This window comes from Clostridium sp. Marseille-P7770, assembly GCF_902143525.1.
GTDB lineage: Bacteria > Bacillota > Clostridia > Lachnospirales > Lachnospiraceae > Pilosibacter.
This window is the reverse complement of the sequence record NZ_CABFVC010000002.1, coordinates 646931-665645: the sequence shown is the minus strand read 5'-3', so window position 1 is coordinate 665645 and position 18715 is coordinate 646931. Positions and strand designations below refer to the sequence as shown.

The 18715-nt window shown below is 49.9% G+C and carries 15 protein-coding genes and 1 other annotated feature; all 15 genes read right to left on the bottom strand.

What is annotated here, in order from left to right:
- Positions 1 to 23: 23 nt before the first annotated feature.
- Positions 24 to 1229 (bottom strand): restriction endonuclease subunit S, encoded by a 1206-nt coding sequence (locus FN001_RS18395; RefSeq protein ID WP_185911855.1) that lies wholly within the window; start codon positions 1227 to 1229, stop codon positions 24 to 26.
- On the bottom strand, positions 1219 to 2727 hold the full coding sequence (locus tag FN001_RS06790) for an HsdM family class I SAM-dependent methyltransferase (protein WP_142411247.1): 1509 nt from the start codon (positions 2725 to 2727) through the stop codon (positions 1219 to 1221). Before FN001_RS06790 ends, FN001_RS18395 begins: the two co-directional genes overlap by 11 nt.
- 189 nt (positions 2728 to 2916) lie before the next feature.
- Positions 2917 to 3207, bottom strand: a complete 291-nt coding sequence (locus FN001_RS06785; RefSeq protein ID WP_142411246.1) for a hypothetical protein — start codon at positions 3205 to 3207, stop codon at positions 2917 to 2919.
- 25 nt (positions 3208 to 3232) lie between these two features.
- Positions 3233 to 4210 (bottom strand): hypothetical protein, encoded by a 978-nt coding sequence (locus tag FN001_RS06780; RefSeq protein ID WP_142411245.1) that lies wholly within the window; start codon positions 4208 to 4210, stop codon positions 3233 to 3235.
- Positions 4211 to 4449: 239 nt separating this feature from the next.
- Positions 4450 to 5169 carry a SigB/SigF/SigG family RNA polymerase sigma factor gene (locus FN001_RS06775; RefSeq protein WP_142411244.1) on the bottom strand — a complete coding sequence of 240 codons (720 nt, stop codon included), beginning with the start codon at positions 5167 to 5169 and terminating at the stop codon, positions 4450 to 4452.
- A gap of 4 nt (positions 5170 to 5173) precedes the next feature.
- Positions 5174 to 5587 carry an anti-sigma F factor gene (gene spoIIAB, locus FN001_RS06770; RefSeq protein WP_118297118.1) on the bottom strand — a complete coding sequence of 138 codons (414 nt, stop codon included), beginning with the start codon at positions 5585 to 5587 and terminating at the stop codon, positions 5174 to 5176.
- Between the two features lie 65 nt (positions 5588 to 5652).
- Positions 5653 to 5994, bottom strand: a complete 342-nt coding sequence (locus FN001_RS06765) for an anti-sigma factor antagonist (protein ID WP_015554814.1) — start codon at positions 5992 to 5994, stop codon at positions 5653 to 5655.
- 103 nt (positions 5995 to 6097) lie between these two features.
- A complete protein-coding gene (locus FN001_RS06760) occupies positions 6098 to 7402 on the bottom strand; it encodes a tetratricopeptide repeat protein (protein WP_142411243.1) in 1305 nt (434 codons plus the stop codon).
- Positions 7403 to 7405: 3 nt separating this feature from the next.
- Positions 7406 to 7549 carry a hypothetical protein gene (locus FN001_RS18025; protein WP_015554816.1) on the bottom strand — a complete coding sequence of 48 codons (144 nt, stop codon included), beginning with the start codon at positions 7547 to 7549 and terminating at the stop codon, positions 7406 to 7408.
- An 88-nt stretch (positions 7550 to 7637) separates the two neighbouring features.
- A complete protein-coding gene (locus FN001_RS06755; RefSeq protein ID WP_142411242.1) occupies positions 7638 to 9008 on the bottom strand; it encodes a bifunctional folylpolyglutamate synthase/dihydrofolate synthase in 1371 nt (456 codons plus the stop codon).
- A gap of 511 nt (positions 9009 to 9519) precedes the next feature.
- Complete coding sequence (locus FN001_RS06750; protein WP_142411241.1) at positions 9520 to 12171, bottom strand: valine--tRNA ligase; 2652 nt, start codon at positions 12169 to 12171, stop codon at positions 9520 to 9522.
- Between the two features lie 20 nt (positions 12172 to 12191).
- The gene (locus FN001_RS06745; protein ID WP_021906052.1) at positions 12192 to 12401 is read right to left on the bottom strand and encodes a DUF6472 family protein; all 210 of its coding nucleotides are present in this window, start codon (positions 12399 to 12401) and stop codon (positions 12192 to 12194) included.
- 92 nt (positions 12402 to 12493) lie between these two features.
- Positions 12494 to 12729 (bottom strand) — a binding site (T-box leader).
- Positions 12730 to 12915: 186 nt separating this feature from the next.
- Complete coding sequence (locus FN001_RS06740; RefSeq protein WP_142411240.1) at positions 12916 to 13725, bottom strand: hypothetical protein; 810 nt, start codon at positions 13723 to 13725, stop codon at positions 12916 to 12918.
- Positions 13722 to 14948 carry a DUF5716 family protein gene (locus tag FN001_RS06735; protein WP_142411239.1) on the bottom strand — a complete coding sequence of 409 codons (1227 nt, stop codon included), beginning with the start codon at positions 14946 to 14948 and terminating at the stop codon, positions 13722 to 13724. Before FN001_RS06735 ends, FN001_RS06740 begins: the two co-directional genes overlap by 4 nt.
- A 13-nt stretch (positions 14949 to 14961) precedes the next feature.
- Positions 14962 to 18534, bottom strand: a complete 3573-nt coding sequence (locus FN001_RS06730; RefSeq protein ID WP_142411238.1) for a DUF5717 family protein — start codon at positions 18532 to 18534, stop codon at positions 14962 to 14964.
- Between the last annotated feature and the right edge of the window lie 181 nt (positions 18535 to 18715).

The following is an 18715-nucleotide window of genomic DNA, read 5'->3' as shown; positions in this document are numbered from 1 at the left end:
TTTCTAAACAAGAATTTAGCGGCTTAGAGGTCAATGGCAGATATATCAAGTTGGCCAGACATCAACTTAGGTAACAACGAATCTCGAATATCAGCAAGTCGTGAGTTTTCTGCTTCAAGCACTTCCTGCAGCTGGAAGATTGGAGTACAAAAGGCATTGAACTTTTCGATAGTCTCATTATCTGGAATTACAACAGGGACAGATTTCATCCCTGCGCCTGATATTTCCTTAAAAGTTGAACCTGAAGCCATTCCCTCGATGGTCGGCAATAAAAATTTCAGAAGATAATACATAAAGGCTGTACCAACATTTTCATTTGGAACTACCGATTTGAATCCCTGATTAGTTGTTACTTCATTGGCAGCAATGGCAATGTACCCAATAGGTGCTCTGGAACTAAACAAAACTGTTCCGGTTGGCATTTTGGTTGCACTACTCTTGGAAAATCCTAATTCTGAAATATCAATTTCACCGCGAGAGATAAATTTTGACTTGTTAAGAGATAAATCCTTTGGAGTGATCCATGCTATGCCTTGCTCGGAGTAATATTCTGGCTTTGTTTTGGATGGAGTTCCACCTGCGACTACAGTTCCAAGGTCGGAAAGCACACCATCTTTCCATGTTGGATTAACATTCTCAATAAATAATGAGTGAAAAAGAGCTAATGCTTGCTGCTCTAAATTCTTGTTTATAGCGTTATTAAGCTGTATTTTCTCATCCAACGCTACGCTTATGCTTGTTATTTTCTCTTGTTCTTCAATACTTGGATAAAAAATAGGCATTCTTTTGAAATCTTTTAAAACTATTCGTGGTATTGCAGAACCAGAACCATAGTTGTCACGGACATCTTTTTTTACTAGTGGAGATTTTAATGTATAGTATAAAAATTCTGATGTCATTTTCATACTGTCCACTCTTAATATGGCTATCGACGACAGTAATGCCGGCTGTTCTTTTTGCTTGTAAATAATTATATCATCAAAATACCTCGCACCATCCTTTCCCACAAGAATATCTCCAATATTCGGAACACATCCTTGTTTCTTTAATTTTAAATAATCCAATTCGGCGATTTTCCTACAATTGGTAAAATCAAATCCATATGCAGTAAAATCTTTGACAGATGCCATATAGTACCCATCCTCAACGCTTTTAGGACTATTATGCGCCCCGTCTGTTACAAGTTCACACACATCATCTATTGTTGATACCGTCCATTCAGACTTCATACCCAATCGCCCCCAACTTCTTCCTGATTTCTTCTTCCAGCTCATGTGACTTTGCAAACAACTCGGAAAGTTCGGAAGTAAGGCGAGTCATCTTCTCCTCAAACGGCTCTCCATCATCTTCCTGCTCTTCAATCCCGACATATCGTCCAGGTGTCAAAATATAATCCTGCTTTGTGATATCTTCAAGCGTTGCCACCTTACAAAAACCTTTTACATCTTCCAACGTACCATTCTGGAATGCCTCAAAAGTATCAGCCAGTTTCTGAATGTCCTCATCCGTAAAATCACGATGTTTACGGTCAACCATATGTCCCATCTTGCGAGCATCGATAAACAAGGTTTTACCAGACTGCTTCTTTCCTCTCGTAATAAACCACAGGGTAACCGGAATTGTCACACTGTAAAAAAGTTGTGTCGGCATCGCAATGATTCCTTCAATTAGATCATCCTCAATAATTCGTTTACGGATTTCACCTTCCCCGCTGCTCTGCGTAGATAGCGCACCATTCGCCAGTACCAAACCAATTTTTCCATTAGGTGCAAGATGATGGATCATGTGCTGAATCCATGCATAGTTGGCATTTCCAGCCGGCGGCAAACCATACTTCCAACGCTTATCTTCGGTCAGCTTTTCCTGTCCCCAGGGATGATAATTGAACGGTGGATTTGCAAGAATGAAATCAGCTTTGAGTGTCGGATGAAGATCGTTCGTAAAAGTATCTGCATTGTATGGTCCAAGATCCGCATCAATCCCCCGAATCGCCATATTCATTTTTGCCATTTTCCACGTATCTGGATTTGCTTCCTGTCCATATACAGAAATTGCGCCGCGTTTATTTCCGTGTGCTTCAATGAATTTTTCGCTCTGCACAAACATACCACCAGAACCACAACAGCAGTCATATACCCGGCAGTTGCCAAACGGGCGAAGAATGGAAACCAGTGTTTTTACCACACTGGACGGCGTATAGAATTCTCCTCCTCCGACTCCTTCTTTTTCCGCAAACTGCGCAATACAGTATTCATATGTTCGACCCAGCAAATCCTCGCTTGCAGTTGTGTCACTCATATCAATATTGTTTGTAAAAATATCGACCACGTCACCTAAAATCCGCTTATCCAGATCCGGACTTGCGTAATTTTTGGGCAGAACATTTTTCAACTTTTTATTCTCACCTTCGATGGCTCTCATTGCATTGTCAATAATTGTTCCAATTTCAGGTGCATGTGCTTTAGATGCAATGTTACTCCACCGCGCTTCTTCTGGTACAAAAAACACATTATCCATTTCGTAAGCATCCCGATCATCCTCGAATCCATCTCCCTCATCAACCAGCTTTTGATACTGCTTATCAAAAGCTGCAGAGATATAACGCAGGAAAATTAATCCAATAATAACCTTTCTGTATTCTGCCGCCGGAATATGTCCCCACAATACACAGGCCGCATCCCATAATTGTTTTTCAAAGCCAATATTGGCATTTGTCTTATCCGCCATTTTACGTTCCTCCATGCTGAGTATATATTTAAAACTCTCTCTTCACCCAATACATCCATCTTAATAACTCGTGTGTAGCATTTATAATACCAGCCCATGCACACATCTCTATTTTGAAAAGAATTTGTTTTTTTCATTTTAACATAGCAAAAATCATCTAACAATATTCTATCTCTTTTCTTCCTGCTTTTATTTCAAGTAATAAATCGCCGGCATTCTTTCCATTTTTTCAATCTCGTATTTGACATCAAGTTCATCCAGCACTGCTTTCATAGATGTTATAAAGACATCATCCTTGATCGACTGTCCCATGGTGATCGATATCTCATCCTTGAACGTACTTGTCATAGCCACGATCAAAGGACTTGCTTTTGAAGCGCCGCTAATATAAAAATCCTCGATCTGGGACTCAATATCAGCATCCAGTCCCAGCTTTGTAAGATGTGTATAGATGATGCTTGCTTTTGGGGAATATAGCATCCCATAGAACGCCAGTTTCGCAATGTTAAAAATGATCGGATGCTTTATGAGCATATCTGTCTGTTTTTTTGTTTTCAGACAGGATATAGTCAAAATAGTCCTTGTCAATGATCGCATCCAGCTGGCTTCTGAAAGCGGTCGAAGATAAAAACAGCGGTCGATTCATACATTTTGCAATATCATAATTAAGATTGGCAGTATATGCAAACCCTCTGTCCGTCCCGCCGCCATACATTCCGCGCATATTAACAGGAAGCATGATCGTTATGTTGCCTATCTCTTTTTTTAATGTTTTGGCAAATGTCTTTGCAAGTATGGAAGAAATCACTGCAAACGTAGTTGTTTCTGTCTGATCGGTAAGCCTCTTTATTTCATTCTGGGGGATTTTAAACCGATACAGCGATTTTTTTGCCCCATCTTTTTCAAACATTGTTTTGGATACCCTGCTTGCTTTTTCTGCTTTTCTGACATTATAGGGGACTTTTATTCCTACTCCAGCGTTTTTCTCGAACGAGTCCTCCATCGTTTTTTGAATCGCATCTTCTGAAATATCAATTTTTCTCTTTGAAATGAACCCTTTATTCATGAGATAAATGGTCATGACGGTTTTGAGAAATGAGATTGCACCCATTCCATCGCATAAACAATGTGTACATGTAAAGATCATACGGTTTCCACCTGCCGCAATCAGCCATGGATAACCGTTATACTCCCTGGTTCCGTATGTGATATTTTCTTTCCAGTCACTGATCGCTATTTTTATCGGAGAATCATCCGGCACAAGGTAATATAACCGTTTCTCCTTTTTTAATTTCATCTTAAATACCGGATGATATGCGACCACTTTGTTGACTGCAATTTCAAGTTTCTCCATATCGATGTCACATTTCATTTCAAATACATAATATGGAAACTCATTGTTAATTGCCTCATTGACCTGACCATCAAATGATAACCGGTATTTATCTTGTAATATCATAATTTTAAATCCTGCCTTTCCCATCCGCTGCAAACCTGTTTTATTCCTCTTCATTCCCTCACGAAAAGAATTTTACCAATTCTGCTCTTCATGTTCTTACACCCCGACCAGACTTCGGTCGAAATCGAACCGACTTTTCTTTGCTCTATTCTACCATAATAAAATATAAACCGAAAGTACACAAAAAATCCGATGCAACATGAGACTGACCCACGCCGCACCGGATTTTTCTCAACGATTATTCTCGTGCAAAACAGTACCCTTCACCCCATCATCCTCTCCCGCATCTCCCGCAGGATCTTCTTCTCCAGCCGTGACACCTGAACCTGTGAAATTCCAAGTCGGGATGCGATTGCAGTCTGGGTCTGGTTTTCAAAATAGCGCAGCTTTATGAGCTGCTGTTCCCGCTCTCCGAGGTCAGAGAGAAGCTCTGACAAAACGAGCCTGTCCAGGACGCGGTCGTTCTCTGATGTCTTTTCCGCGATCTTATCGGCCAGGCAGCCGCCGTTCCCGTCCCCGGGATCAAACGGTTCATAGATGGAGCCAACTCTCGCCCCGGCTTCCATGGATGCCGCCACCTCCTCACGGCTCGCCCCCACGGACTTTGCAAGTTCCTCCACGGTCGGCTCTCTCCCGAGATCCGCTTCCAGCTTCTCTCTCGCCGCTCCGACCTTCCCGGCAAGCTCCTTTAATGGCCTGCTGACCTTGATCATGCCGTCGTCGCGGAGAAACCGGCGGATCTCCCCGAGGATCATCGGTACCGCATACGTTGAAAACTGGACGCCAAGCTCTGTGTCAAACCGGTCAATGGCCTTCATGAGCCCGATATTTCCGATCTGGAACAGATCTTCCACTTCCGTTCCACGGCCCGCAAACCTCTTTACAATACTCCAGACAAGTCCTGCATTCTCCATAACGAGCCGGTCTCTCGCCTCTTTATCCCCTGCGTGTGAACGTTTTAAAAGTTCCGCAGTGTCCGCCATCCCGTCACCTGCCGATCTTCTTTTTCATCGTGACGGAGGTTCCCTTTCCCGGCGCGGAGACGACCTCCACCTGGTCCATAAACGCCTCCATGAAGGAAAATCCCATGCCGGACCGACCGTCCTCCGGGCATGTCGTGAACATCGGCTCCATCGCCTGCTCCACATCCGCGATCCCGACGCCCTCGTCCCGGACTGTCACGGAAAACAGCCGCTCTTTCTCCCATGCTGTCGCAGCGAGAGTTATTTTCCCTTTCCCGCCCCGGTATCCGTGGATCACCGCATTCGTTACCGCCTCCGAGACTGCCGTTTTGATGTCATCCAGCTCTTCCAGGGTCGGATCCAGGCGGCTCGCAAAGACAGCCGCGACAACTCTCGCAAACTCCTCATTCTCGGACCGGCTCTCCATCACGAGCTCCATCGTCTCACACGCCGCCGTCTCCTCGCCTTTCCCATTCTGCACATTCTTCACCGTCGTCTCCATACCTATACCTCCCTGCTGTAGATCGCTTCTTCCTTTGACTCATACTGGTGCATCAGTCCCAGGATCCCCGCAACCTTCAGAACGCGCATGACCTGCGGGCAGGCGCCGTAAAAGCTTGTGTGGCCCGCCTTCATCTGCTTGTAGCGGTTTAAGAGGACTCCGATGCCGGAGCTGTCCATAAACCGCGTCCGCGTAAAATCAAAGATGATCCTGGAAACATAATTTTCCGCCATCAGAAGATCCGTCTCATACCGCAGATTCCTGCAGTTATGGTGGTCAAACTCCTTCGGCAGATGAATGATGAGTGTCGGACCTTTCGCCTCGTATACAAATGAATCTTCCATATGTTCTCCCTCTCCTTTTCTATAATCGATTATTTCCGGCCAAACAAAAAGAGACCTCACAGCTTTTCTTCTGTAAAGTCTCTTGATCATTTTTATTTGATTTCTAGTATCCCCGCTCCGTCTTCGCCTTCTCCGCAAACTCCGAATCCGCAAAGTTCATGATGACCTGTCCGAACATCTGGTTCGCATTGTCGGTGTCGCCCTTTGACTTGTACACCATTCCCATGTCGTAGATGACTTCCGGGTTCTTGTCGTCGATCTCCATGTATTTTTCATAATAGTGGAGCGCTGTGTCATAGTCACCGGCAGCTGTGGACTGAGCAGCAGCCGCCATAAGGACCGCCGGGGCATTTGTGTCCATGTCCGCTTTGATCTCATTTAAGATCGCCACAGAACTGTCGTCCGTGATCTTCGACTGATCCATATCCACATAGCTTAAAACAGCTGTGTTCATGTCCCCTTTTCGGTACGCATCGAGGATCTTTGCGAGTGTCGCATACTGGTTTACCGTGCTTCCGGAATCCCCCTTCAGGTCATTTAACTGACCTTCCGCGTCCTCCTTCTGCTTCTGGTAATCCTCAACCTGGAGCTTTAACTTGTCCGTCTCCTGGTTTGCGAGATTCAGCTTATCCGTGTAGGACTGCATCTCCTGATTATGTTCATAATTGAGCGCCCGCTCTCTCGCCGGCATGATGAGGAATACGACCATGACCGCGCCCAGGACAAGACCGATGCCGATATTGATGATCGACTGCCAGCCTGTATTCTCCTTATAAGTCGGCGGCAGGATTACATCATCATCCTGCATTTCCCGGTGGGAGAACGCATTTTTCAGTTTTCTCTTTTCCACCTCCGCCTTTCCGGTATGCTCTTTTACATACTCCATGTACCGGGTGGCCTTCTCGTTGTTGTTGTCGATCTGGAGCACCTTGAACAGGGACTTTCCTGCCTTCACATAATCGCCGTGCTCCATGTAGAGGAGCGCGAGGAGCAGATGTGCCTTCACGAAATTCGGCTTCTCATCGACGATCCTCTTTAACTGCAGGACAGCGAGATCATCGCTGTCATTCTGCGCATAAAACAGCGCCTGGTTGAATTTCTTCACCATCTGGCTCGCGATCTCCAGCTGTCCCGGCTTTCTCTGCACCTCATCAAGGTAATGGTCCGCGCGGTTGTTGTCCGGCTGGAGATTGATGCTGATGACCCACTGGATCAGCGCATCCGACGTCTCCCCCATCTCGTAAAAGATGAGTCCCAGAAGGTTTCTGGCATCCGTGTGGTATTTATTAAACTGCAGGGCGCGCTTTAAAAATCTCGCCGCCCCGGAAAGGTTTCTCTCCTTTGCCATTTCCAGACCGCGGTTATAATAGCTGTTCGCCGCGTACTGGATCTTCTGCATTTCATCCATATATTACTTTTCCTTCTTGATATCCTTCATGATGTCCATCATGATGTCAGCCATATCTGTGAGGTCACTCTTTACGATCGCATCGCTGACCGCCTCGACCTCCAGACTCGGTTTAAAACGCTCGATCTCTTCTTCAAAATTGATCATATCTGTCTCTCCTTTATCGCTGCAGTCCGTTCCATGCACGAGACCGCCGCTCCTGCTGCCGCTTTCGTATCTTCCGCGGCATCCGTTATCACTTTTCTCTGCCTGAGTTCCCGAAACACTCCTTCACTTCCCCTGCCAGATACAGCGATCCGGCGATCAAAGTCAGATCATGTTCCCCGTGAATGCGGAACAGACGGTTTAACGCCTCTTTCACATCCGGACAAACCAGGATTTCCGTTTTTTTCCCGCATTCCTGATCGGCAAGCACTTTTGCCGCCTCCTCCAGTTCCCTGACGGAAAGCGTCCGATGGGACTCCATCTTCGCAAGGATCCAGAAATCCGGCTGCAGACGCTCTCTGATCTCAGCCAGCATCTCCGGGTACTTCTTGTCCGCGGAGACCGCAAACAGGATCCTCACATGATCCGGATCCCGCAATTCCTTCAGCCTGCAGGCCGCATCCAAGAACGCCCGGATTCCATCCTCATTGTGCGCCCCGTCGAGGTACACACCCGGACAGATCTGTTCCATCCGCGCGGGCCATTTTGCTTTCCGAACCCCTGCCTTCGCCTGCTCCGGTGTCACAGGAAGTCCCGAGACATCTAACGCCCGGATCGCCAGCGCCGCGTTCATAAACTGGTAAGGCGCCTCAAACGGGATCTCAAACAGCACTTCTCTTCCGCGGTAAGACAACTCCAGCAGATTTCTGTCCAGCCGGGCAGCCGTATCAGCCTCCATACCCGCGAGACGGGTTCGGATCCCGCGACCTGCCGTCTCCGGCGTCACAGGAAACTTTTGTACTCCCAGCTCCTCAGCCTTCGCAGAAATCACCGCTGCCGCCTCCGGAGAACTGCAGTCATATACCACAGGATGGCCTCGCTTTATGATCCCCGCCTTGTGCGCCGCGATCTCCGCGATCGTCGATCCCAGAAACGCCGTGTGATCGATGCTGATGGACGTGATGACCGAAACAAGCGGATCCTCCACCACGTTCGTCACATCATATGTACCTCCCATCCCGGTCTCCAGGACCAGAACCCTCACACCGGCATTCCGGAAAATACAAAGTCCCATGTAAAACAAAAACTCAAAGTAGGTAGGATGAAGCTCTTCCCGCGCAGTCCATTTCTCACAGACAGCCTGCACCTCCAGAAACGCCCTTACAAAATCCGTCTCCGGGACCATCACCCCGCCGATCAGAAACCGCTCCCGGATATCCACCAGATGCGGCGAAACAAACGTTCCGCACGGGATTCCCGCTTCGCAGAGCATCGATGTCAAAAAAGCACAAACCGAACCCTTTCCGTTCGTCCCGGCAACATGGATCACCTGAAACTCCCGGTCCGGATCGCCCAAAAGCCCGAGAAACTCCCGTATCTTCGGGATCCCGCTCTTCTTCCTCGCATACCCCGGAATAGCCTCGATCTGATCCCACGCGTCCTGCATCGTTATGTACTCCAAGAAAACTCCTCCTCGTCGTGACCTGCTTCTCCCACATATGATACCCGTTTCTCATCAAATTTGCAACCTGAACCTGTCGGAACAATTCGACGCATTCCAGCAAAACTCACCACCAAGCAAAGCGTCTGCGAGCGCTCCACCTACAATCTCCAACCACCACCAGGCAAAGCGTCAGCGAGCGCCCCACATATAATGCCAGCCACCAGCGGTGAGCATCCGGACAGGAGTGCCCTTGATCCGGGGATCTGGCTTCCTCTTAGCTCGCGGGTGAATGCGTTGGAAAAAAGATGACACTTGTTTGAGCGAAGCGAGTTGTGTCATCTTTTTTCCGCCTTTAGCAGTCGCCCGGGAGCTTAGAGGAACCATCCCCGCATCCCCGGGCACTCCTGTCCGGATGCTCACCGCGTACTTCCGCCAACCTCTCAGGCAACCTTCCCTTCAAAACAGAACAGCCACAGGTAATAAACACCTGCGGCTGCCCCCTATATCATCAGCACTTTCGCGCTATCACTTACTTTCCAAGCTGCGCCAACCGAGTCTTCACCTGCTCCATCATCTCTGTATACTTCTGAAGCTTCGCTCTCTCCTCATCGATCTTCGCCTGCGGCGCCTTGCTCACAAACTTCTCATTCGCAAGCATTCCGTTTACACGCGCAAGCTCCTTCGTAAGACGCTCCTCTTCCTTCTTCAGGCGCTCCGTCTCCTTCTCGATATCAACAAGCTCCGCAAACGGCATATAGATCGCTGCCTTCGGGATCACTGCGGATACAGCGTCCTCACCGATTCCTGTCTTATCCTTCTGGATCACTACCTCGCTGGCGGAAGCAAGGGTACTGAAGAATACGCGGCTGTTCTCGAAGATATCTGTGAGATCGGCATCCTCAGTTACAACAAATACTTTTGCCTTTCTGCTCGGCGGAACGTTCATGGATGTGCGCACATTACGGATCGCGCGGACAGCCTCTTTGATGACCTCTACCGCGTGCTCGTCTGCCGCGAAGTTCCACTCTTCCTTATATACCGGCCAGGAGGAGATCATGATGGACGGCTCCTCGTCCTGTAAATTGCAGAAGATCTCTTCTGTGATAAACGGCATAAACGGATGTAAGAGCTTTAAGGAATTGATCAGAACCGTCTTTAAGGTCCAGATCGCAGCCGCCTTCGTCCGGTCCTCATCGTTCCAGAGACGCGGTTTTACCATCTCGATGTACCAGTCACAGAATTCCTCCCATACGAAGTCGTAGACCTTCTGGAGAGCGATTCCGAGCTCGTACTTGTCCATGTTTTCCGTAACTTCCTTCGCAAGATCATTGACCTTGGAGAGGATCCATTTATCTGCTGCCGTAAGGTCACTGAGCTTCGCCTCGCCTGCCGGTGCCTTCTCGATATTCATCATGATGAAACGGCTCGCGTTCCATACCTTGTTTGCGAAGTTTCTGCTCGCCTCGACTCTCTCCCAGTAGAAACGCATATCGTTTCCAGGAGCATTTCCTGTCATAAGAGTCATACGGAGAGCATCTGCACCGTACTTGTCGATGACTTCCAGCGGATCGATCCCGTTTCCTAAGGACTTACTCATCTTGCGTCCCTGGGAATCGCGGACAAGACCGTGGATCAGGACGGTGTTGAACGGGCACTCGCCTGTCTGCTCAAGTCCGGAGAATACCATACGGATAACCCAGAAGAAGATGATGTCGTATCCGGTAACGAGAACGTCTGTCGGATAGAAATACTTCATCTCGTCGGTCTCCTTCGGCCAGCCCAGTGTGGAGAACGGCCATAATGCGGAGGAGAACCAGGTATCGAGGGTGTCCTCATCCTGCTTTAAGTGTGTGCAGCCGCATTTCGGGCACTTCTCCGGCATCATCTTTGCAACCGTCATCTCACCGCACTCTTCGCAGTAGTAAGCCGGGATCCTGTGTCCCCACCAGAGCTGTCTGGAGATACACCAGTCGCGGATCCCCTCAAGCCAGTGGAGATATGTCTTACCGAAACTCTCCGGAACGAATCTTAATTTGCCGCTCTTTAATGCCTCGATGGCCGGTTTTGCCATCTCATCCATCTTTACAAACCACTGCGGTTTTACCATCGGCTCTACGGTTGTGCCGCAGCGGTCGTGGGTACCAACGTTGTGGCTGTGCGGAACGATTTTTACGAGAAGGCCCATTTCCTTTAAGTCCTCGACCATGGCTTTTCTCGCCTCGTAGCGGTCCATGCCGAAGTACTTGCCCGGAACATTGATGGTCGCGTCATCGTTCATGATGCAGATCTCTTCCAGGTTGTGGCGTTTTCCGACCTCGAAGTCGTTCGGGTCGTGGGCCGGTGTGATCTTTACGCAGCCGGTTCCGAATTCCTTATCAACATACTCATCTGCGATCACCGGGATCTCGCGGTCTGTGAGCGGAAGCTTTAACATCTTTCCGATGATGTCTTTGTAGCGCTCGTCCTCCGGATTTACGGCAACGGCTGTATCGCCAAGCAGTGTCTCCGGTCTTGTCGTCGCAATCTCAACGAATCTTCCCTCTTCGCCTACGATCGGGTAGTTGATGTGCCAGAAGAAGCCGTCCTGCTCCTTGTGCTCAACCTCAGCGTCGGAGATGGATGTCTTGCAGACCGGGCACCAGTTGATAATCCTGGATCCTTTATAGATATATCCTTTCTCATAGAGGCGTGTAAATACCTCTAAAACAGCCTCGGAGCAGCCTGCGTCCATCGTGAAGCGCTCTCTGTCCCAATCCGCGGAGGAACCGAGTTTGTGGAGCTGCTTGATGATCCTTGTGCCGTACTCCTCTTTCCACTTCCAGGCCTCTTTTAAGAATCCCTCACGTCCGAGGTCGTTCTTATTGATGCCCTCTTTCTTTAACTTGTCGATGACCTTGACCTCGGTAGCGATGGCTGCGTGGTCAGTACCCGGCTGCCAGAGTGCCTCGTAGCCCTGCATTCTCTTGTAACGGATCAGGATATCCTGCATCGTGTTGTCAAGAGCGTGGCCCATATGAAGCTGTCCTGTGATGTTTGGCGGCGGCATTACGATCGTGAACGGCTTCTTGCCCTCACGTCTTCCTCTCTCCGCATCTGCATGGAAATACTTGTTGTCCAGCCATTTCTGGTACAGGCGGTCTTCAATGTCCGCCGGATTGTAGGTCTTTTCCAGTTCTTTCATGGTCTTCTCCTTATTCTTTTCTACATCTGTTTTCTTACGATGGCATATTCATCATCAAGCTGGTAGAACCCGCAGGAAAAATCACTTCCCCGAAGGAACGCAGACATCTCGTCCTCGTCCAGATCCGCCTCGCAGACGTAGTAGCCATACTCTTCATCATATGTGTAAAAGGCGCAGGTCTCGCAGTTTGTGATCTGTACTTTTTTCTGTTTGGAATCTTTCTTTGTCATCGTTTTGTACTCCTGTTGCCGGTGTCTTTTGTTTTTCCAGAAATCCTGCCGGACTTTCCTGCTAAAACAAAAAACGCCCTCTGCACATTCATGCAAAGGGCGAATCACCGCGTTACCACCTTTATTCACCATCCCCAGGACCTTCCGATCCTTCAGACAGTATCTCATTTGTTCTTAACGAGGTTTCTCCCCGGGAACAGCTACTTTCCGTTCACTGCTCCGGCTCCGAAGCTACCTTCCATTTCCGCATTCCCAAACCGTCTTCCAGCCAATGGACAGTTCTCTCTGGAGGCGCAAAAAATGTACTCCTCTTCTTCCCAGCTTTTCACTTGTTTCCCAGACCGGCTCTTTCTTTCATCCGGTTCGCTTCACAGCCGCAAATATTTTCCGACTGCTCTTTCCTAATATAGTAGAATCCTGATAAATTGTCAAGGAAAAAGTCAGCAAAATCCACCACTGTCCCTGTATCACACAGGATTTTCCGGTCCAAAAACTTCTGCCCGTGAAAATGATCTTACAGCATTCTCCTGTATTCCATCTTCCAGCGGTTCAGCACATCCCCCGCCGCCGCGATCCGGCCGGCCGGGTCTTTCTCGAACACAGCGGCAAGTTTTAAGGTCTCCGGCGCTTTTTCCGCCTCTTCCCTTGCCTCCTTCACTTCCTGATCCCAGACTTCCTTGTCGTCCTCCCCGATCATCTCCTGGAACTTATCTTTTAATTTGAGCTCCGGATTCAGCGCCGTGAGGAAGTACATGCGCTTCACATACTCCGCCTCCGCCTTTGCATTCCAGGCGTTCTCGTAGGCATGCATCGCCTTCTGGTAGCAGAAAAGCTTCGCATAGCAGGCTGCAATGTTGTTCCAGACTTTCCCGCGGAAATCCCCGGAGAGATGGCGTCCTGCCCCGTCTAAGATCTGCTCGTAGATCGTGACTGCTTTTCCGAAGAGATCAAGACCGTAAAAATAATCCGCACGGCGTTTCTTGTATTCTTCCTCCGTGAGCTTCTTTAATCCGTTTACCGTCTGACGGTAAGCAGCCTGCTCCTTCGGGGAATAATAGTTGCACTCCTGAAGGATCAGATACAGGATCTCCTCCGTCGCACTGCGGCTCTCCATCCATTTTTCGATCTTCTCCGCGAGGAACGGCATGCGCAGCTCACTCCGGAGGAACTCCGTGAGGCGACTGTCGATAAAGTCCTCCAGAACCAGCAGCGGGTTATTGTAGATCACATAGCAGAGCTCCTGGGAAGAATAGATATGGATCCCAAGATCTTCGATATAAAGAGGAATCTTCACAGGCTCCTGTCTGCAGAGAATCAGACTCATAACGTCACCTCCTGACGGACCACCGCGTCCGTCCTCGGGAACAGCTCCCCGAATCCCTGGTCTGTGAGCTTGACCACCATCGTCTTCTCATCGAGGAAGCCGACAGCCACCCGGATCTTCGTCGTCTTATTCGGACGCTCCGGGAATCCGTCAAGGGCAACCTTCACCTGGCGTTTCTTTTTCGGCTCCTGCTGCGGCGTGATCGTAAACGTGATCGCACGCTCCCCGTCCGGGATCACTTCGACCACACTTCTCGCCTCATACCAGCTCTCACCGGCAGATGCCAGGACGAGCTCCGACTTCGCGTCCCGCTTCATGACCTCCATGGAGACCGTGGACCATAATTTGCCCTCACAGAGGCAGACAAATGACGGGGAATCGCTCTCATTTAAGTATTCCTCCGCCTTCATGGCAGCGCCCTTCGCAAAGAGAGCCGTCTCCACAAAGACTCTTCTCCTGTTGCAGATCTGTTTCATGAATTCCGGCGCCCAGTCTGTTCTCGCAAAGCCTTTTCCCGTCAGGAAGATCGAGGAAAAGATCTTTTTCTGCAGAAAACGCTCCCCGCAGGCGCAGAGGATCTTATCCGCCATCTTTGCCCCGGAGCCTGTATCCAGGACGCTCAGGCTAAAGCCCTCTTCCAGCTCCTCGTGCTCCGCCATGGCCGTCATCTGGCGGGGTCCTCTCGTGACCTTCAGTTCATAGTAGCGCAGATCTTCATCCGACAGGGAGAACATCCCCACCTGGCCTCCCCAGACGTCTCTCCTCTGGTTTAACACATAGTGGACAAAACATTCCGTGTGGCTTGCGATATGAATGCATCCCTTCGGAACGCCGAGGGCCTCCACGCTGGCCGTAAGACCTTCTAAAAGCTTCATCTCCATGTTTTTCAGGCTGATGACCAGCTCGTCGATCTTCTGCCCGCCGTACTCTGCCCGGACCATGGCGAGGATGCTGCCCAGGAATCTCTGCAGCAGCTCCATTCCGCCGTATTTCACGCCTCCGATAGTGGACGTTCCTTCTTTTGCCGCCAGGCTAAGGAGCTTGTCAACGATGACTCCCTCGCCCACCAGCGTATATTTGTACGCATCTTCCCCCACATACCACTCTTCCGCAGCCTTCTTTCTGCAGATGACGGTCGGGAGCATCCACGCATCCTCACGCCCCAGGACAGCTGCCTGGGTGTAGTTATCGCAGAGGTCGATGCCAATGATCAGTTTCTCCATTCCTTTGTCCTCGTTACGCCAGACGGAACAGCTTTTTCGCGATCTGACTGTCCGTCACATATTCTGTCATGCTTTCTTTCAATTTTCGGTCATCCTTCATTCCGAGATAGAGATTCATGGAATTCAGAGCCGTAAAGCGGTTGCCTTTGTCCCCGGTCGCCGGTTCGCTGCAGGTCACTTCGCCCTCCGCCTTCTTCACCATCGTTCCGTCCTCATTCTCCCAGATCTCGTATTCCATGATCTCGCCGTCAAATAAGAGCTTCTGACGCACATAAATCCCCTTATAGACCATGTTCATCTCTTCCTCATGGAACTCTTCCTCATCCGGCAGGATCCGGATCTTTAAGATCGGTCTTCCGTCCGGCCGTCCATGGTACTCAATGATCTCCTTGTCCATGACTTCGCCCGGCATTTCCACATATCTCGCCAGATCCTTATACCACGCAAATACCATGCCGCGTGCGGAGAGAATATCCATCATCCGGGAGAGAAGCTCTTTCTGCTCCTCGGAGATGGATGCCTGGGCAGAGTAGAATTTTGCCAGCGCCAGAAGATAGATTTCCGGGACTTTCCGAAGCTCCATCCCATGGATCGCGCCTTCCAGGTACGCAAACACTTTATCCCCCGGGACGACATCCCGCAGGAAATACTCCGTACACTTCACCGTAAAGTACGCCTTCACGATCACATCGCTGGTCTCTTTTCTCGACGCATAGAGATCAAATACCGTGTCCATATGTTTCTCGCAGCCGGAGAACAGGTACTGGGCAAGCAGGCGCTCCTCCAGATCGTATGTCTCCACATGGGTCTTCACAGCCTCCGCAAGGATCCGGTACATGGATTCGCCGCTGCCGTTATAATGTTCACAGAGATAATCAAGGATCACGCTGTCTCCGTGACCGTCCGCGAATACGCGGCCCGCGAGGTGGAGAAGCAGCTCATCCTCCTCGAACATCCGGTCCAGGATCAGCTGGGATACAAGGGCCGCAAGCCGTTTCACGCGGATCTGCTCCTCGCCGAACTCTTTGATCATCTCGTAGGCCTGGACCATGTAACTCTGGACGATCAGCGTCTCGCAGACATCCACACGCTCCGGTCTGGAGAGTGTCTTTTTATCAAGTTTTAAGAGGTACGCACCGCCCTCCGCGTCCATCACCTCATCATCGCCTGAGAGAGCCGCGCGGTAATAGGAAATGATCCTCGTCAGCATCTTCTGCTGATAGGCAGGTTTCACCGGGAGGTTGTCCAGAGCCGTCTCGAGCTCAGTCACATCCTCTTTATCGAGATCTTTTTTCTTCATGATCTCCAGGCACGCCTTCATCTTTAACATCGGGTGCTCCGGATACATCTCAAAGCATTTTTCTTCCAGTTCTTTCTCGTCGAGAACCGGTTCTTTCGTATATTCCACGTCCAGATACCTGTTTCCGAAGGTATCCTGGAACATGATCACACTGTCCTCAAAAAACAGCGGCACATAGGCCGTCTGGTCCTGCAGTGGGTAAGCGTCCTCGCCGGTCAGGATCTCGTTGGAGACGATCACATATTTCATCGCCGAATCTTTGACCCGGATCCGGTTCGCCTTTAAGATCCCCGGTAAGACCCGCGCCACCTGTTCATCGATGATGTCCCGGTAGATGATATGTTTGTAGATCACCGCGAGTCTCTTATTGATCCGGGACTCGAACAGCTGCTCCATGGCAAACTTTTCCATCTCGCGCTCGTATTTTTTATAGAGCGGATCATCCTGAGGAATATAGGCAGCCACGTTCGCGTAGAGAGCCGCCCGGCTCTTCTGGTCCAGGTGGGCGCTCTCGTAGGAGAAGTATAAAAGGACCTGGCGCGGCATCATCTGCTCGTAGGAATCCGGAAGCGCATAGAGGAAATATTCATAGATCCTCGTGAGACTGATCTCCTGGCTGATCCCCTTTTCATACCACGAAAAGCTCTCTTTTCCGCGGACATTTCCCTTGATCAGGAGACAGCATACCGCAGTCAGCATCTCCTTCGTCGGATACTTTTCATAAAGCTTTGCGAGCAGTCTGTAATACAGGCGGTGAAAGAATTTCGCCCCCGGCGCCAGCGCACAGATCCGCTCCGCCAGTTCCTCCCCCACAAGTCCGTTCATCGCCCCGTAGTAGAGAGCGTGGATCTCAAAGACATCCATCGTCTTTAAAAGCTCCGGGTTCTTCCCGAAAAGCCGGATCGTCTCGATATAGAGGAACGGGCTGCGGCAGCCGTTCTTATACTGCATCTTAAAGCTCTCCGCGAGCGCTTCCTCCTCCTCATACATCTCCGGCATCATTTTCAGCTGTAAAAGCTGCAGATAAAATCTTCCGTTGGCATCCTCCAGTTTCTTCCGGAACAGGCGGATCACCGCGTCCTTTTTCTCCTCATCCGGCTCCAACCGGTACTGAAGGTACTGATAGTAGCAGTAAAGTGTTCCGAGACGGTCTCTCAGAGCCGCGACCGTCTCCCAGGAATCATCCAGGCATAACGCTGCCTGATCCGGTCTTCCCGCATCCAGATACGTCTCCGCCTGGAGTAAGGACAGGATCACGGAACCGCCGTTTGCGCCGCGGATCGCATCCAGCTCATTCTGGATCTTTCCGAGAACGAGTTTTTTGTCGTAAAGTCCGCTCTCATAAGCTTCGCGGAGTTTCATATACCGGCAGACACCGGCCTTGCTGATCTCGCCCTCGGCGCGCTTTTTCTCCGGTTCTTCTCCCATCGCCTCGATCCGGATCACCGTATCTCCGTGGACCGTGAGAAGACGGATCGCACCCAGGTTCTTTCCGCGGTGCATCCGCTCCGGATGGATCCGGAAGCGGAGATCCAGACGGTCATCCTCAAAATCCGCCTGAGTGATGACTTTTTTCGGGATCTCGATGAAATCGCCGTCAGCGCGGACTTCCATATAGATATATCCCCAGGTGTTCTTCCGGAGGACTACTTTATCGCTCACGATATCCTTCGGTCTGTCGTAGACCTTTTTCGCCGTCGAAAGAGTCAGTTCGATCGGCTCCTTCACGCCTGCTGCCAGGAAGAACTCTTCCAATGCATTCTGGCGGTTTCCATGTCCCTTCAATCCCTCATAGATCGTGCGGATCTTCAGGTCCTTAAAGAACGGCGCTTCCGTAAAATCCCGGTACTCCATAAGTCGCAGCGCCAGATCCATATCTCTTTTCGCCAGCTCCACAAAGTCTTCCATCGTCTTCAGGGTTGACAGGACACGGACGGACTCGATCATCTCGACACGAAAAAGAAAAGGAACCTCCAGTTCTCCGCTGTTCGTGACAAGCGTGAAGTTTCCCCTGATCAGGTCTCCGTTCTCGCACCAGGAGGTGTCGACCTCGTAGACAACATGGTTTCTTAAGCCTCCGAAGGCACTCTTTAAGATCCTTACACGGCTGTGGCTTGAGTAGGCAAGACCTTTGATATACAAATTATTCTCGCTTGCCAGGTATAGTTCTCTTTTATAAACTGTATCGCTCCCCAGAGTCTCCTCGACCTTCGCAGGTTCAAGGAACAGCTTCGGCGTCTCCGCGTCCACGATTCCTCTGGAAAGGCGCATGATCCGTTCTCTCATATATTCATTCACCTTAAATTCATTATCCGATACCCGATCGCTCTGCGCCCCGCGCTTTTGCGATCTGCTGAAATATTCGTGGTATCATCATAGCACATTTTCCGTTCAAATTCACTACAATTTTCGACCTTTTTCATGGGAAGCCGGAAAAAGGACTTGAATCCGTTCAGTGAAACCTGTA

Bases quoted from the DNA above. Each gene is read 5' to 3' on its own strand.
- FN001_RS18395 (WP_185911855.1), bottom strand. From the start codon at position 1,229: ATGAAGTCTGAATGGACGGTATCAACAATAGATGATGTGTGTGAACTT.
- FN001_RS06790 (WP_142411247.1), bottom strand. From the start codon at position 2,727: ATGGCGGATAAGACAAATGCCAATATTGGCTTTGAAAAACAATTATGG.
- FN001_RS06785 (WP_142411246.1), bottom strand. From the start codon at position 3,207: ATGCTATATTCCCCAAAAGCAAGCATCATCTATACACATCTTACAAAG.
- FN001_RS06780 (WP_142411245.1), bottom strand. From the start codon at position 4,210: ATGGGAAAGGCAGGATTTAAAATTATGATATTACAAGATAAATACCGG.
- FN001_RS06775 (WP_142411244.1), bottom strand. From the start codon at position 5,169: ATGGCGGACACTGCGGAACTTTTAAAACGTTCACACGCAGGGGATAAA.
- spoIIAB (WP_118297118.1), bottom strand. From the start codon at position 5,587: ATGGAGCTCGTGATGGAGAGCCGGTCCGAGAATGAGGAGTTTGCGAGA.
- FN001_RS06765 (WP_015554814.1), bottom strand. From the start codon at position 5,994: ATGGAAGATTCATTTGTATACGAGGCGAAAGGTCCGACACTCATCATT.
- FN001_RS06760 (WP_142411243.1), bottom strand. From the start codon at position 7,402: ATGGATGAAATGCAGAAGATCCAGTACGCGGCGAACAGCTATTATAAC.
- FN001_RS18025 (WP_015554816.1), bottom strand. From the start codon at position 7,549: ATGATCAATTTTGAAGAAGAGATCGAGCGTTTTAAACCGAGTCTGGAG.
- FN001_RS06750 (WP_142411241.1), bottom strand. From the start codon at position 12,171: ATGAAAGAACTGGAAAAGACCTACAATCCGGCGGACATTGAAGACCGC.
- FN001_RS06745 (WP_021906052.1), bottom strand. From the start codon at position 12,401: ATGACAAAGAAAGATTCCAAACAGAAAAAAGTACAGATCACAAACTGC.
- FN001_RS06740 (WP_142411240.1), bottom strand. From the start codon at position 13,725: ATGAGTCTGATTCTCTGCAGACAGGAGCCTGTGAAGATTCCTCTTTAT.
- FN001_RS06735 (WP_142411239.1), bottom strand. From the start codon at position 14,948: ATGGAGAAACTGATCATTGGCATCGACCTCTGCGATAACTACACCCAG.
- FN001_RS06730 (WP_142411238.1), bottom strand. From the start codon at position 18,534: ATGAGAGAACGGATCATGCGCCTTTCCAGAGGAATCGTGGACGCGGAG.